The organism is Rhodococcus sp. WS3, from assembly GCF_003797085.1.
Classification (GTDB): domain Bacteria; phylum Actinomycetota; class Actinomycetes; order Mycobacteriales; family Mycobacteriaceae; genus Rhodococcus_F; species Rhodococcus_F globerula.
The window spans coordinates 1,217,501-1,230,510 of the sequence record NZ_RKMA01000003.1; the positions used below are offsets into that span (position 1 = coordinate 1,217,501).

General features: G+C 62.0%; 15 protein-coding genes (1 of these 15 cut by a window edge). 1 reads left to right on the forward strand and 14 read right to left on the reverse strand.

Going from position 1 to position 13,010, the window contains the following annotated elements:
• Positions 1-1,151: the 5' portion of a UDP-N-acetylglucosamine 1-carboxyvinyltransferase gene (gene murA, locus EEB13_RS26870; protein WP_033236110.1), read on the reverse strand. 109 nt of this gene lie to the left of the window's left edge; only the first 1,151 of its 1,260 coding nucleotides appear in the window; the start codon lies at positions 1,149-1,151; the stop codon falls past the left edge of the window.
• A 54-nt stretch (positions 1,152-1,205) separates the two neighbouring features.
• On the opposite strand from murA, the gene EEB13_RS26875 reads away from it, so the two are divergent.
• The gene (locus EEB13_RS26875) at positions 1,206-1,778 is read left to right on the forward strand and encodes a cob(I)yrinic acid a,c-diamide adenosyltransferase (RefSeq protein ID WP_045071314.1); all 573 of its coding nucleotides are present in this window, start codon (positions 1,206-1,208) and stop codon (positions 1,776-1,778) included.
• Positions 1,779-1,792: 14 nt separating this feature from the next.
• Here the strand turns inward: EEB13_RS26875 and EEB13_RS26880 are convergent, their stop codons facing one another.
• From EEB13_RS26880 to prmC, 13 genes are all read right to left on the reverse strand, one after another.
• Positions 1,793-2,215 (reverse strand): DUF2550 domain-containing protein, encoded by a 423-nt coding sequence (locus tag EEB13_RS26880; RefSeq protein ID WP_033236108.1) that lies wholly within the window; start codon positions 2,213-2,215, stop codon positions 1,793-1,795.
• 49 nt (positions 2,216-2,264) lie between these two features.
• Positions 2,265-2,633 (reverse strand): F0F1 ATP synthase subunit epsilon, encoded by a 369-nt coding sequence (locus EEB13_RS26885; protein ID WP_033236107.1) that lies wholly within the window; start codon positions 2,631-2,633, stop codon positions 2,265-2,267.
• 6 nt (positions 2,634-2,639) lie between these two features.
• The gene (gene atpD / locus EEB13_RS26890) at positions 2,640-4,091 is read right to left on the reverse strand and encodes a F0F1 ATP synthase subunit beta (protein ID WP_003941349.1); all 1,452 of its coding nucleotides are present in this window, start codon (positions 4,089-4,091) and stop codon (positions 2,640-2,642) included.
• Positions 4,092-4,094: 3 nt separating this feature from the next.
• Positions 4,095-5,078, reverse strand: a complete 984-nt coding sequence (locus EEB13_RS26895) for a F0F1 ATP synthase subunit gamma (RefSeq protein WP_033236106.1) — start codon at positions 5,076-5,078, stop codon at positions 4,095-4,097.
• 48 nt (positions 5,079-5,126) lie between these two features.
• Positions 5,127-6,770, reverse strand: a complete 1,644-nt coding sequence (gene atpA / locus EEB13_RS26900) for a F0F1 ATP synthase subunit alpha (protein ID WP_033236105.1) — start codon at positions 6,768-6,770, stop codon at positions 5,127-5,129.
• Positions 6,771-6,832: 62 nt separating this feature from the next.
• Positions 6,833-7,657: a F0F1 ATP synthase subunit delta gene (locus tag EEB13_RS26905; RefSeq protein WP_033236104.1), complete on the reverse strand. Its 825-nt coding sequence runs from the start codon at positions 7,655-7,657 to the stop codon at positions 6,833-6,835.
• Between the two features lie 5 nt (positions 7,658-7,662).
• Positions 7,663-8,223 carry a F0F1 ATP synthase subunit B gene (locus EEB13_RS26910; RefSeq protein ID WP_033236103.1) on the reverse strand — a complete coding sequence of 187 codons (561 nt, stop codon included), beginning with the start codon at positions 8,221-8,223 and terminating at the stop codon, positions 7,663-7,665.
• Between the two features lie 9 nt (positions 8,224-8,232).
• Complete coding sequence (locus tag EEB13_RS26915) at positions 8,233-8,481, reverse strand: ATP synthase F0 subunit C (protein WP_033236102.1); 249 nt, start codon at positions 8,479-8,481, stop codon at positions 8,233-8,235.
• Between the two features lie 80 nt (positions 8,482-8,561).
• A complete protein-coding gene (gene atpB / locus EEB13_RS26920; protein ID WP_045071318.1) occupies positions 8,562-9,386 on the reverse strand; it encodes a F0F1 ATP synthase subunit A in 825 nt (274 codons plus the stop codon).
• A 282-nt stretch (positions 9,387-9,668) separates the two neighbouring features.
• Complete coding sequence (locus EEB13_RS26925) at positions 9,669-10,148, reverse strand: glycine zipper family protein (RefSeq protein WP_033236101.1); 480 nt, start codon at positions 10,146-10,148, stop codon at positions 9,669-9,671.
• 23 nt (positions 10,149-10,171) lie between these two features.
• Positions 10,172-11,356 (reverse strand): glycosyltransferase family 4 protein, encoded by a 1,185-nt coding sequence (locus tag EEB13_RS26930; RefSeq protein ID WP_033236100.1) that lies wholly within the window; start codon positions 11,354-11,356, stop codon positions 10,172-10,174.
• Between the two features lie 40 nt (positions 11,357-11,396).
• Positions 11,397-12,059: an L-threonylcarbamoyladenylate synthase gene (locus EEB13_RS26935; protein ID WP_033236099.1), complete on the reverse strand. Its 663-nt coding sequence runs from the start codon at positions 12,057-12,059 to the stop codon at positions 11,397-11,399.
• Positions 12,056-12,988, reverse strand: a complete 933-nt coding sequence (gene prmC / locus EEB13_RS26940) for a peptide chain release factor N(5)-glutamine methyltransferase (protein WP_033236098.1) — start codon at positions 12,986-12,988, stop codon at positions 12,056-12,058. The genes EEB13_RS26935 and prmC overlap by 4 nt, the downstream gene beginning before the upstream one ends.
• Positions 12,989-13,010: the final 22 nt, after the last annotated feature.

Below are 13,010 nucleotides of genomic sequence, written 5' to 3' on the forward strand. Positions count from 1 at the left end.
TCTGCCACCAAGCCGGCAAGAACAAGTCCAGCTCCGGCGCGAATGTCCGAAGACCACACCGGCGCGCTGGACAGAACCGGCACTCCCCTGATTACGGCATGGTGACCGTCGGTCCGGGCGTCTGCGCCTAAACGGATCATTTCCTCCACGAACCGGAAACGGGATTCGAAGACGTTCTCTGTGATCATCGACGTTCCCTCTGCCACTGCTGCCAGTCCGATGGCCATGGGCTGGAGGTCCGTCGGGAATCCCGGGTACGGGAGCGTCGCAAAGTTGACGGCTTTGGGCCGCTCACGTTGGACAACTCGAAAACCGTCGACTTCCGGTGTCACTTCGGCGCCTGCAGTTCGCAGCTTGTCGAGGACCAACCCGAGATGCTTGTGGTTGACCCCACGAACGCGTACATCTCCCCTGGTCATCGACGCGGCGACGCCCCAGGTTGCTGCAACGATGCGATCACCGATGACCCGGTGTGTGGTCGGTTCCAGTTTGCGAACACCTTGAATGGTGAGCGTCGTGGAACCCCCGCCACTGACCTTTGCCCCCATCTGGTTCAGCATGTTGCACAGATCGACGATCTCCGGTTCACGGGCGGCGTTGTCAATGACCGTTTCACCGCGCGCCAGAACGGCAGCCATGAGGATATTTTCGGTAGCACCGACCGACGGAAATACGAGGCGGATGTTTGCGCCGTGCAGGTCATCGGCCTGCGCCACAACACATCCGTGCTCGATTTCACTGTGGGCACCGAGAAGGCGGAGTCCCGACTGATGCATGTCGAGTGGGCGCGATCCGATCGCATCGCCACCGGGAAGGGCAACCACGGCCCGGCGACAGCGCGCTACGAGTGGTCCCAAGACACAGACCGATGCGCGGAACTGCTTCACGGCGTCGAAGTCGGCGTGGTATTTCGGTTCGGCCGGCGTCGTGATCCGAACTTCTGAATCTTCAAGTTCGACTTCGCACCCCAGGCCTCGCAGCACGTCCGCCATCAACGGAACGTCGAGGATGTCTGGGCAGTTGGTCACGACGGTAGTGCCCTCGGCCAACAATGCTGCAGCCATCAGCTTCAGCACACTGTTCTTGGCGCCCCCGACTGAAACTTCACCTTCGAGGCGCTGACCCCCGGTTACAAGAAAGTGCTCACTCACGGTTCACAGCCTAGAGCCACAACCGTCGAAACTCCGCGCCGGTACCGTTGGCGTATGAGTGTTCACCTAACGAAGATCTACACCCGGACCGGCGACGACGGCACCACAGGACTGAGCGACTTTTCGCGCGTGTCCAAGAACGACCCGCGCCTGACCGCATATGCGGATTGCGACGAAACCAATGCCGCGATCGGTGTTGCGTTGGCACTCGGCAATCCATCGGAGAGTCTGACGGCGATACTTCGCCAGATTCAGAACGACCTCTTCGACGCGGGAGCCGACCTGTCCACCCCGGTCGTCGAGAATCCCAAATACCCGCCGCTGCGCGTTACCCAGGCATACATCGATCGCCTCGAAGGCTGGTGCGACGAGCTCAATGATGAACTGGCACCGTTGAATTCGTTCATTCTTCCCGGCGGAACGCCGTTGGGAGCTCTACTTCACGTTGCTCGGACCGTATCTCGCCGAGCCGAACGAGCGGCGTGGTCGGCTATCGATGCGCACCCTGACGACACGAGCGTTCTGCCCGCCAAATACCTCAACAGATTGTCGGATCTGCTCTTCATCATGGGAAGAGTTGCCAATCCGAACGGTGATGTTCTCTGGAAGCCAGGCGCCGGCGCCTGACGCCGCACCTCCGGTCAGGCGGTACGTCGCCTGCGGGCACGCCCGTCTGGCCGAGATTCCACCCAGGACAGGAACGCGGTCAACGCTCCACTGTCCAAAGCGATTTCGTAGTTCGACGACCCATCACGCAGACGCAGGACAACGATGTCGTCACTCATGATGTCGAATTCGGTACCGGAGGGAGAGCGACGGCTCTCGACCTCGATGCCTTGACGGTCGACACGTGAATCCGGACCGGGCCGGAGAGAAGAAAGTTTGAAGAATACGAAGGAGCTTTCGCCGTAGCGAATGATTCCGTGTCGCCACCCGCTGTCCCCCGGAGAGGGCAGAACACGAAGAAGCGCTGCCGTACCACCGCGGCGCAGGATCACCAGACGGTACAGAAAAGCCGCGACGAGAACCGCGAGCAGCACAACCAGAATGATCAACACAGTCATTCCGAATGTCACTGTTCGTCGGCTCCCGTCGCGGCTTTGCTCTGATTAACTACGCGCGCTCGACTGCCCGAAGCTGACCCTTGGCGACCGCAATCGCCTCGTCGTCGGCTTGGGTGTCAGCGAGTACTGCCTTGGCAGCGCTCACGTCGATGTCCTCGGCCATGTCCGCGGACTCGGCCAGAATCGTGACGGTGGTAGCCGTCACCGACAGGAAACCGCCGTGAACTGCTGCGACGATGCGCTCACCGTCGACAGACGTGATCGACACGGTGCCGCCCTCGATGAGCTGGCCGAGAACCGGCTCATGCCCAGGCATGATGCCGATCTCGCCCTCAGTCGTCTGAGCGCTGACCAGCGTCGCCGTACCCGACCACAAGCGCTCCTCGACGGCAACGAGTTCTACGGTCATCTCAGCCATCGTGGACTACTTCCCGGCCATCTTCTTGGCTGCAGCCTCGACGTCGTCGAGTCCACCACAGCTGTTGAATGCCTGCTCGGGAAGGTGATCGAACTCGCCCTTGCAGACGCGGTCGAAGGCTTCGATGGTGTCGCGAAGCGGCACGACGGAGCCGGGCTCACCGGTGAACTTCTCGGCAACGATGAAGTTCTGGCCGAGGAACTTCTGGATACGACGGGCGCGGCCCACGAGGACCTTGTCCTCTTCCTGAAGCTCGTCCATACCGAGGATGGCGATGATGTCCTGCAGTTCCTTGTACTTCTGCAGGATGCGCTTGACCTCGTTGGCAACGCGGAAGTGCTCGGCACCGACGATGCCGGGCTCCAGGATGCGGGAGGTCGAGCTCAGCGGATCCACAGCGGGGTAAATACCCATCTGCGAAATCGGGCGCGAGAGCTCGGTGGTGGCATCGAGGTGCGCGAACGTCGTAGCCGGCGCGGGGTCGGTGTAGTCGTCGGCGGGCACGTAAATAGCCTGCAGCGACGTGATCGAACGACCACGGGTCGAGGTGATGCGCTCCTGGAGCTCACCCATCTCGTCCGCAAGCGTGGGCTGGTAGCCCACTGCCGAAGGCATACGGCCGAGGAGGGTGGAAACCTCGGAACCTGCCTGCGTGAAGCGGAAGATGTTGTCGATGAACAGCAGGACGTCCTGGCCCTGAACGTCGCGGAAGTACTCCGCCATCGTCAGTGCGGACAGGGCGACGCGCATACGCGTTCCGGGCGGCTCGTCCATCTGGCCGAAGACAAGGGCGGTGTCCTGGAGGACGCCCATCTCTTCCATTTCCAGGTGGAGGTCGGTGCCCTCACGGGTACGCTCACCGACGCCTGCGAACACCGAGGTGCCCGAGAACTCGCGAGCGATACGCGTGATCATTTCCTGGATCAGAACGGTCTTGCCGACGCCGGCACCACCGAACAGACCGATCTTTCCACCCTTGACGTACGGGGTGAGAAGGTCGATGACCTTGATGCCGGTCTCGAGGATCTCGGTCTTACCTTCGAGCTGATCGAAGGCTGGTGGCTTGCGGTGGATGCCCCACTGCTCGCCGTCACGGCCGAGGCCGGGTGTGTCGAGGCAATCGCCCAGTGCGTTGAACACGTGGCCCTTGACGACGTCACCGACGGGAACCGAGATCGGCTTGCCCGAGTCGGTCACTGCAGTGCCGCGGACCAGGCCGTCGGTGGGCTGCATGGAGACGGTGCGGACCAGGTTGTCACCGAGGTGCTGAGCAACCTCGAGCGTCAGCGTCTTGGCGACCGAGGGAAGCGTGATCTCGGCGTTCAGGGCGTTGAACAGTTCAGGAACAGCGCCACGCGGGAATTCAACGTCCACGACGGGACCGATGACCCGCACGACGCGGCCGGCTACGGCCGAAGCCGAACCTGCCCCGTTGTTTTCGGTTACTGCTGCGGTCATGTGCTAGTCACTTCCTGCGCTCGAGGCGAGCGCGTTGGCGCCGCCGACGATCTCGCTGATTTCCTGGGTGATCTGGGCCTGGCGAGCCTGGTTGGCCTGACGGCTCAACGTGTTCACCAGTTCGTTTGCGTTGTCCGTCGCGGCCTTCATAGCGGTACGACGGGCTGCCGACTCCGATGCCGCAGCATCGAGAAGCGACGAGAAGATACGCGTGCTGACGTACTTCGGCAGAAGTGCGCCGAGCAGTTTCTCCGGCTCGGGCTCGAAGCTGAAGTCAGCGACGGGACCGGTGGAGTGGTCGTCGTCGTGACCGTTGGTCAGCATGTCGTCGCCGAGTTCGATGCGCTCTTCGGACACGGACACCTCGAGGGGAGCCATACGGCGAACCTCGGGGGTCTGGGTCAGCATCGACACAAAGCGGGTGTAGACGATATGGAGTTCGTCGACGCCCTCGATGGTGCCTTCGCCGTTCGGAGCGTCGACCTGGTTGCCCGAACCTGCCATGAAGAGCTCCACCAGGTGGCGGCTGGCCTTCGCGGCATCCGAGTAACCCGGATCCTGCGAGAAGCCCGTCCACGCAGCACCGATGTCGCGGCCACGGAAGGTGTAGTAACCGAGTCCCTTGGAACCGAGCACGTAGACAACCGGCTCCTTGCCCTCGGTGCGGAGCAGAGCCATGAGCTCTTCTGCCTGCTTGAGGACGTTGGAGTTGTAGCCACCACACATGCCGCGGTCACTGGTGACAACGAGCACCGCAGCCCGCTTGGGCTCCGGACGCTCGTTGAGCAGCGGGTGATCGAGCGAAGCAGACGCACTCGCCAATTCGGTGAGTACCTTCGTGATCTCCTCGGCATACGGCTTGGATGCGGCGACGCGAATCTGAGCCTTCGTGATACGCGAAGTCGCGATCAGTTCCTGTGCTTTGGTGATCTTCTTGGTCGAGTTGACCGACTTGATACGGGACCGCAATTCGAGAATGCTTGCCATCGATCAATCACTCTCCCTTCGGAATTCGCAGTGTCATGGGCGCGTGCGTCACTTGCTGACGGTCTTGCGCTTGACGTTGATCTGCTCGTTCGCGACCTCGTCTGCGCCCAGAGCGTCGGCCTCGGCTTCGTTCACGACCCGGCTTCCGTCGGATGCGATGAAGCCTTCCTTGAACTTGTCGGTTGCAGCGATCAGCGCAGCAGCGTTGTCGGCATCGAGTGCCTTACCGCCGTTGATGCTGGAGTAAACGCCTGCAGCCGAGTGCTTGAGGTCTTCGAGCAGTTCCTTCTCGAAGCGACGGACGTCGCCGATCGGGACGCTGTCGAAGGTGCCTTCGCCGGCGAGGTAGATCGAGATGATCTGGTCTTCGACGGGGATCGGGCTGTACTGATCCTGCTTGAGCAGCTCGACCAGACGGGCACCGCGCTCGAGCTGAGCCTTGGAGGCAGCGTCGAGATCGGATGCGAAGGCGGAGAACGCTTCGAGCTCACGGAACTGAGCCAGTTCCAGACGCAGCGAACCGGAAACCTTCTTCATGCCCTTGGTCTGTGCAGCGCCACCGACGCGGGAGACCGAGATACCGACGTTGATCGCGGGGCGAACGCCCTTGTTGAACAGGTCGGACTCGAGGAAGACCTGGCCGTCGGTGATGGAAATGACGTTGGTCGGGATGTATGCCGAGACGTCGTTTGCCTTGGTCTCGATGATCGGCAGAGCCGTCAGCGAGCCGCCACCGAGTGCGTCGGACAGCTTCGCCGAACGCTCCAGCAGACGGGAGTGCAAGTAGAAGACGTCACCGGGGTATGCCTCACGTCCCGGCGGGCGACGCAGCAGCAGCGAGATGGCGCGGTACGCCTCTGCCTGCTTGGTCAGGTCGTCGAACACGACCAGAACGTGCTTGCCCTGGTACATCCAGTGCTGGCCGATGGCCGAGCCGGTGTACGGTGCGAGCCACTTGAAGCCTGCGGAATCAGAAGCCGGAGCAGCAACGATGGTGGTGTACTCCATCGCGCCCTTCTCCTCGAGGGCAGCCTTGACGCCCGCGATGGTGGAGCCCTTCTGACCGATGGCAACGTAGATGCAGCGAACCTGCTTGTTGACATCGCCGGAATCCCAGTTGGCCTTCTGGTTCAGGATCGCGTCGATGCAGACCGCGGTCTTGCCGGTCTTGCGGTCGCCGATGATGAGCTGGCGCTGGCCGCGGCCGATCGGGGTCATGGCGTCGATAGCCTTGATACCGGTCTGGAGCGGCTCTTCGACCGGCTGGCGCTCGAGCACCGAAGCGGCCTGCAGTTCGAGTGCACGGTTTTCGGTGCTCTCGATCTCGCCGAGGCCGTCGATGGGAGCACCCAACGGGTCGATGACGCGGCCGAGGAAAGCGTCGCCGACGGGAACCGACAGAACGTCGCCCGTGCGCTTTACTTCCTGGCCTTCTTGAATGTTCTGGTAGTCACCCAGGATGACTGCACCGATTTCGGTGGCATCCAGGTTGAGCGCGACGCCGACGATTCCACCGGGGAACTCCAACAGCTCGTTGGACATAGCCGAAGGCAGGCCAGAGACGTGCGCAATGCCGTCACTGGTGTCGGTCACTGTGCCGACCTCCTCACGGGAGGCCTCCGGGGAGTAGCTCGCGGTGTAGTTGTCGATCGCGCTACGGATCTCGTCGGAGGAGATCGTCAGCTCCGCCATGTTTTTCCTGCTCTCGGTATCTGGTCTTCGAAAAGATCTGGAGTGTGTGTTCGGCTGAAGGACTATTTGAGGTTCTTCCGCAGTGCTGCGAGTCGTCCCGCTGCACTACCGTCGATGACCTCGTCGCCCACCCGGACGACCAAGCCGCTGAGAAGTGCGGGATCGATCTCGACGTGCACGGTTACCGGCTTCCCGTAGGTGCGGGTAAGTGTGCTCGTCAAACGATCCGTCTGCTCCGCACTCAACGCCGAAGCGCTGCGCACGTGGGCAACAGCGGTATCACGCTGCGCGGCGGCAAGATTCGACAGCTGGTCGAATGTGTCTGCGGGTGCAGACTTCAACCGGCCGACGGCCTGTCCGGCAAGTGCCTCGGTGACCGCGGTGACCTTGCCGTAGAGCAGGCGCGAAAGGAACTCACGCTTGCGGGCTGCGGGAACCGACAGATCCGAGAGCGTCTGCTCCAGGCTGGGATCCCCTGCCACGATGCGGCCGAGACGGAACAGCTCGTCCTCGACGGTGTCCAACTGACCCTGATCTGCTGCGGCGCGGAGCAGAGCTTCGCGGCCGAGCAGTTCGAGCGAGTTGACCAAGTCGCGGCCCGCTGACCAATCCTGGCCTGCAGCTGCTTTCACGGTTGCCAGCGCTTCCGCGCCGACCTTTCCGGAGAACAACTGCTCAGCCAAGCCCTGGCGACCAGCGACCGGTGCCGAAGCGTCAGCCAGCGCGCTGCGAAGAGCGCGCTGGCCGTCAAGTACCTCGACCACCGAGAAGAGCTCGGACCCAGCCTGCGCAGCGGCCGCGGTAGCGGCACCTGCAGAGACTGCGCCCAGGGCGCTGCTCAGCGCAGAACGCGTCTGCGCCAAGGATTCACGGCTCGCTGCGTACATGTTGCTCACTTCCTGGCTGAATCAGCGCTGACGGCGTCGAGCTCGTTGAGGAATCGATCAACCGTTCCGGCACGCTTCACGTCGTCGGCGAGGGACTCTCCGATGACCTTCTCGGCCAGGTCTACAGCGGTCTTGCCGAGATCCGAGCGGAGCTCAGCGACGATCTGCTGACGCTGGGCGACGAGCTGGCTGTGGCCTGCGGCCACGATGCGATCGCTCTCCTCCTGCGCCTGAACCTTCATGTCAGCAATGATCTGCTGACCCTGGGTGCGCGCTTCCTCACGGATCTGCGCGGCCTCGGTGCGAGCTTCGGCAAGCTGCGCGCGGTACTGCTCTAGCGCGTCCTTTGCCTCGGCCTGTGCCTCTTCGGCCTTCTTGATCCCGCCCTCGATCTGCTCGGTGCGATCGGCAAGGACCTTCTGGAACATCGGAAGTACGAACTTCCAGAAGACAAAACCGACAACGACGAGGCAGACGATGGACCATACGATGTCGTACGTCGCGGGCACGAGAGGGTTGTGAGTCTCACCCTCAGCGGCCGCGAGCAGAGTAATGGTGGCTGCCATGTCGGTCTCTTAGAAAATGAAGCCGGCGACGAGGCCGATCAGCGCGAGGGCCTCGGTGAATGCAATACCGAGGAACATGGTGGTACGAACCTGTCCGGCCATCTCAGGCTGGCGAACCATGCCCTCGATTGCCTTACCGACAACGATGCCGATACCGATGCCGGGGCCGATTGCCGCGAGGCCGTAGCCGATGGCGCCATAACCCTTGTTGGTGATGGTCTGCTCGGCAACTTCCTGTGCCAGGTAAGCGACGCTCATGGTGTTCCATTCCCTTTCAGTTGACCTTCGCCGGTGTCGACGAAAGGCTCAGTTCTTGGTGTAGCTGAAATGTGGTGTGGTCAGTGATCTTCGGCGTGCAAGGCGAGGTCGATGTAGACCGCGGCCAGCAGAGAGAAAACGTAGGCCTGCAGCACGATCACCAGGATTTCGAAGAAGGTGAAGGCGATAGCCGCGGCCAGGGAGGCAACACCGAAGAGTGCCTGGAAGCCGCCGTTGAGGACAAAGAAGTTCGTTGCTCCGAGGAACAGCACCAGCAGGATGTGGCCGGCCAACATGTTGGCCATAAGACGAACCATCAACGTGAAGGGGCGCAGGACGAACGTCGAGATGAACTCGATCGGGATCAGCAGGAAGTGCAGGGCAGTCGGAACGCCGGGCACAACGATGCTGCTCTTCACGTACTTGAAGAAGCCGTACTTCTTGATGCCCACGTAGTTGAAGACGATGTATGCGAGTGCCGCGAGAACCAACGGCATACCGATACGCGCGTTCGGTGAGATGTTCAAGAAGGGGATGATCGCGGAGACGTTGTTGGCGATGACGACGAAGAAGATCGTGGCAATGACGGGCAGGAATCGCTTGCCCTGTTCCTTACCGAGAACGTCTTCAGCGATCTGCACGCGAACGAAGTCCAACGCGATCTCGGCTACGTTCTGCACACCACGCGGAATCAACCGCGGGCTGCGCATCGCAATTGCGAAGAACGCTGCTACCAACACCGACATCAGAATGCGGATGAGCATCAGTCGGTCGAGCTCGAACGGACCCGCGTGAATCAGTACTGATTCGGGGAAAAAATCGTCTAGTGACGGCGCGTGGAACTCCACGGCGGCCAGGGTGGTGACGCTCAGCGTTCTCTCCCGTAGTCGGTCCGCAGCCATCATTGACTGCGGTTCGATCGGACATTGACGATCTACAAGTCGACAAGTTCGACTCGCGCATTCGTCAGTTGCTGGAGAACCCTCGCGGGGGCCTGGCTTCTGTCGGTGTCGGCGACTCTCGTCGACTCAGTGGCCCAGAATATCGGCCACCTGCGAGCACATGGCATCGTCGGCTGAGGGTTACCTAGCCTGCCTTTGCTCTCGCTTGACGCTGACCCTACCAAGTCATCTACGACATTGTGTAGATGGGGTACCTGAAGGGGCGGTTCGTTACGATTTGTAGTACTACTCTTCGTCGTTGACCGGGGCGCTCGGGGTGGGGTCCACGTACGGCGTCTTGGTTCCGAGAACACCGTATGTTTCCGCCCCGAGGACGATAACCAACGCAAATACCATGACCAGTACCAACGACGTCTTGTCATAGAAGTCGAGCGGTTTCAGAATCGCGAGCACCACAATTGCCAGAATCATCTTGAGCAACCAGGTCCCGAGAAGAACTGCACCAGCGGTCAGGGCCGGCAGCTTCGACGTGAGAAGAACGCCCAGTGCGGTGAAGAGAATGAACCCACCGCCGACGGCGGCGCCGAGAAGCGCGCCGTACAGGCCTTCCTTACCGCCGATCAGCCACCCGAGCAGGGAACCGACAATGGTCAGCACAACCAGCCCGATCACGCCCCACTTCACTGCGGAGCGCATTGCTGCGGTCGAATCGGGAATGGGCTGCGATGCCGGCACTGATTGCGGGGTGTTCGTCACGATGCTCAAGGGTAATGGATCGGAAAAGTTCCCTACCCTCGCTCCTGCCGGCGATCGCGCAGTGACGGGATCGCCGTGAACAGGAATGCCGCAAGTAACCCGGCCGCCACGAGGACAACAACCAACTGTCGATCCAGCAGCGAAGATCCCACAGCGCCGAACGCAAGAACCCCCACCCACGAGTAGATGACCAGCACAACTCGGCGATGGGTGTGACCGATCTGCAGCAACCGGTGATGCAGATGCATCTTGTCCGGACTGAACGGACTCACACCTGCCCTCGTGCGGCGGATGACCGCAAGCAGCATGTCCAGCATGGGGATGAACATCACAGCACTGACCAGCAGCAACGGCGCGAGGAGACCGACAAGATCGCGCGTGCCGTATGCCGTCAGCGGAATCCGGCCGGACGCGGACGTCGAAATCGCGGCAAGCATGAGTCCGATCAGCATGGATCCGGAATCACCCATGAATATCCGTGCCGGATTGAAATTGTGCGGCAGAAATCCGAGGCACGCTCCGGCGAGAGCAGCGGCGATCATCGCCGGCGGGTACACGCTGACATCACCGCCCTGATCGTGCAGGAGTCCGATCGAGAAGAGGAGGATCGCGACCGCGGCAATAAGGCCGAGTCCCGCCGCCAGACCGTCGAGACCGTCGACGAAATTCATGGCGTTGATAGTTGCGACGGCAACGGCAACCGTGAACAGGCCCGATTGGATCTGGTCGAGAATGATGGTCGATCCGCCGTCACCGAACGGGTTGTAGATGATGAACCAACTGACGCCCATCACCACCATGATTCCTGCAGCAGTCACCTGACCGACGAACTTCGTGAGGGCGTCGAGTCCCCACTTGTCGTCGATGATCCCCACCAGGACTATGACACCGCCGGACACCAGCGCCGCTTGAACGTCATGACTGTCGAACTCGAATCCTCGTGTCAGAGCAGGCAATTGCTGCGCGAAGAGTAGCCCGGCAGCCAAACCCACATACATTCCGACACCACCGAGACGAGGCGTCGGCTGAACGTGGACGTCACGGTCGCGCGGTATCGCCACCGCTCCGAAGCGAATGGCCAGGATCCGCACTGCGCCGGTAGCCAGATAGGTGACCACAGCAGCGGTGCACAGAACCAGCAGGAGTTCTCGGATCGGTACGCCCGTTCCCCCGCTGGACTGCGCAAGGATTTCGGTGGCCTGGTGCGTCGTGATCACTGGGGAGAATCACCCGTGTTCTGGCGGGCACCGACCATCGTTACGAAACTCCCTCTACAAGGCTTTCCGGCGTGGTGCCCAACACGTCTGCGATATCTTCCGCTGACACGGCGCCGACCCGCAGGATACGGGGCGAGTCGCCGGTCAGATCCACGATCGTCGACGCCACCGCGTGTGCTGCCGGTCCACCGTCGAGGTAGACGCTGGCCGAGCCGCCTAGCTGATCACGAGCCTCGTCGACCGTGGTGGCCGGTGGGCGTCCGGAGATGTTGGCGCTCGAGACGGCAAGCGGTCCGACGTCGCGCAGCAATTCCAATGCGACGGGGTGCAACGGCATGCGAAGCATGACCGTTCCGCGCGTATCGCCGAGATCCCAGGCCAGTGAGGGTGCTTGTTCGACAACCAGACTCAGCCCGCCCGGCCAGAATGCGCGAACGAGATCGCGTGCCTGCGGACGGACGCTGTAGACGAGTCCGTCGATGGTGTTCCAGGATCCGACCAGAACGGGAACCGGCATGTCCCGGCCGCGCCCCTTGGCACGGAGGAGGCTCGTGACGGCCTCGCTGTCGAACGCATCAGCAGCCAATCCGTACAACGTGTCTGTCGGAAGGACAACCAAGCGGCCGGCTTTGAGTGCATTCTTAGCGGCAGCTAGACCTGCCGTACGGGTATCAATTTCACTACAGTCGTAAACGGTGCTCACTGGACCATCCTGTCACTCGGCATTCCGTGGTCTCGCTCACGCTGGGCTTCCACGTCGGTGGCGACGCGTCTCGCGACAACAAAACGGGGGCGACCGGCCAGGTCCGGATGCTGCTCCACTTCGCCGAACACCCGTCGACCGGAGAACAGTGCCGCGACGCCGTCGCCATTGGTGTCGTCGTGCTCGATCCCGGCGGCGCCGCCGATCCGCAGCCAGCGTGCGATGTTGCTGATCATGGGTTTGATGACGGACAAACCGTCCGGACCACCGAAGAGAGCCGTGTGCGGGTCGTAATCCATGACCTCGGGCTGCAGCTGCGCCCCTTCGGGAATGTACGGCGGGTTGGAGACGACGAGGTCGACTTTGCCTTCGAGAGCCTGCAGCAGATTGCGATCGGTGACATCACCTTGATGAAGATGAATCGGGGTATCCCCCGCTGTTTCACGGTCCGCGGCGTTGCGACGCGCCCACGCCAGCGCGGCGGGCTCTTTCTCCACGGCATGCACCACAGCGTCCGGCCTTGCCTCGGCGATGGACAGCGCAAGCACGCCCGAGCCGGTGCACAGGTCCAGGACAACCGGAGGCCTACTGCCGCATCCTTCGAGGAACGAGAGGGCCCAGCCCATCAGCAACTCGGTTTCGGGCCGCGGGATGAACACACCCGGACCGACGGCAACGTCGATATTGCCCATCGACGCGCTGCCGATGATGTGCTGCAACGGGATTCGCTTCGCGCGCTGCGCCACCATGCCGTTGAACGCCTCGATCACCTCGGGGTCGACCAACGGAATCAGGCCTAGGCGGGTGCGCTCTACCCCGAGCAGATGCGACGCCAGCAGTTCGACATCATTACGTGGGCTGGGTACGCCGGCCGCGTCGAGCTCTTTGGCTGCCTCGATCAGCGCCAAACGGAGTGGGAGTCTGCTCACGCGTACAGCCTGCCACGCCTGA

Bases quoted from the DNA above. Each gene is read 5' to 3' on its own strand.
- EEB13_RS26915 (WP_033236102.1), bottom strand. From the start codon at position 8,481: ATGAGCGTCGCTTACCTGGCACAGGAAGTTGCCGAGCAGACCATCACC.
- atpD (WP_003941349.1), bottom strand. From the start codon at position 4,091: ATGACCGCAGCAGTAACCGAAAACAACGGGGCAGGTTCGGCTTCGGCC.
- atpA (WP_033236105.1), bottom strand. From the start codon at position 6,770: ATGGCGGAGCTGACGATCTCCTCCGACGAGATCCGTAGCGCGATCGAC.
- EEB13_RS26905 (WP_033236104.1), bottom strand. From the start codon at position 7,657: ATGTACGCAGCGAGCCGTGAATCCTTGGCGCAGACGCGTTCTGCGCTG.
- EEB13_RS26875 (WP_045071314.1), top strand. From the start codon at position 1,206: ATGAGTGTTCACCTAACGAAGATCTACACCCGGACCGGCGACGACGGC.
- EEB13_RS26880 (WP_033236108.1), bottom strand. From the start codon at position 2,215: ATGACTGTGTTGATCATTCTGGTTGTGCTGCTCGCGGTTCTCGTCGCG.
- EEB13_RS26885 (WP_033236107.1), bottom strand. From the start codon at position 2,633: ATGGCTGAGATGACCGTAGAACTCGTTGCCGTCGAGGAGCGCTTGTGG.
- atpB (WP_045071318.1), bottom strand. From the start codon at position 9,386: ATGATGGCTGCGGACCGACTACGGGAGAGAACGCTGAGCGTCACCACC.
- EEB13_RS26910 (WP_033236103.1), bottom strand. From the start codon at position 8,223: ATGGCAGCCACCATTACTCTGCTCGCGGCCGCTGAGGGTGAGACTCAC.
- EEB13_RS26895 (WP_033236106.1), bottom strand. From the start codon at position 5,078: ATGGCAAGCATTCTCGAATTGCGGTCCCGTATCAAGTCGGTCAACTCG.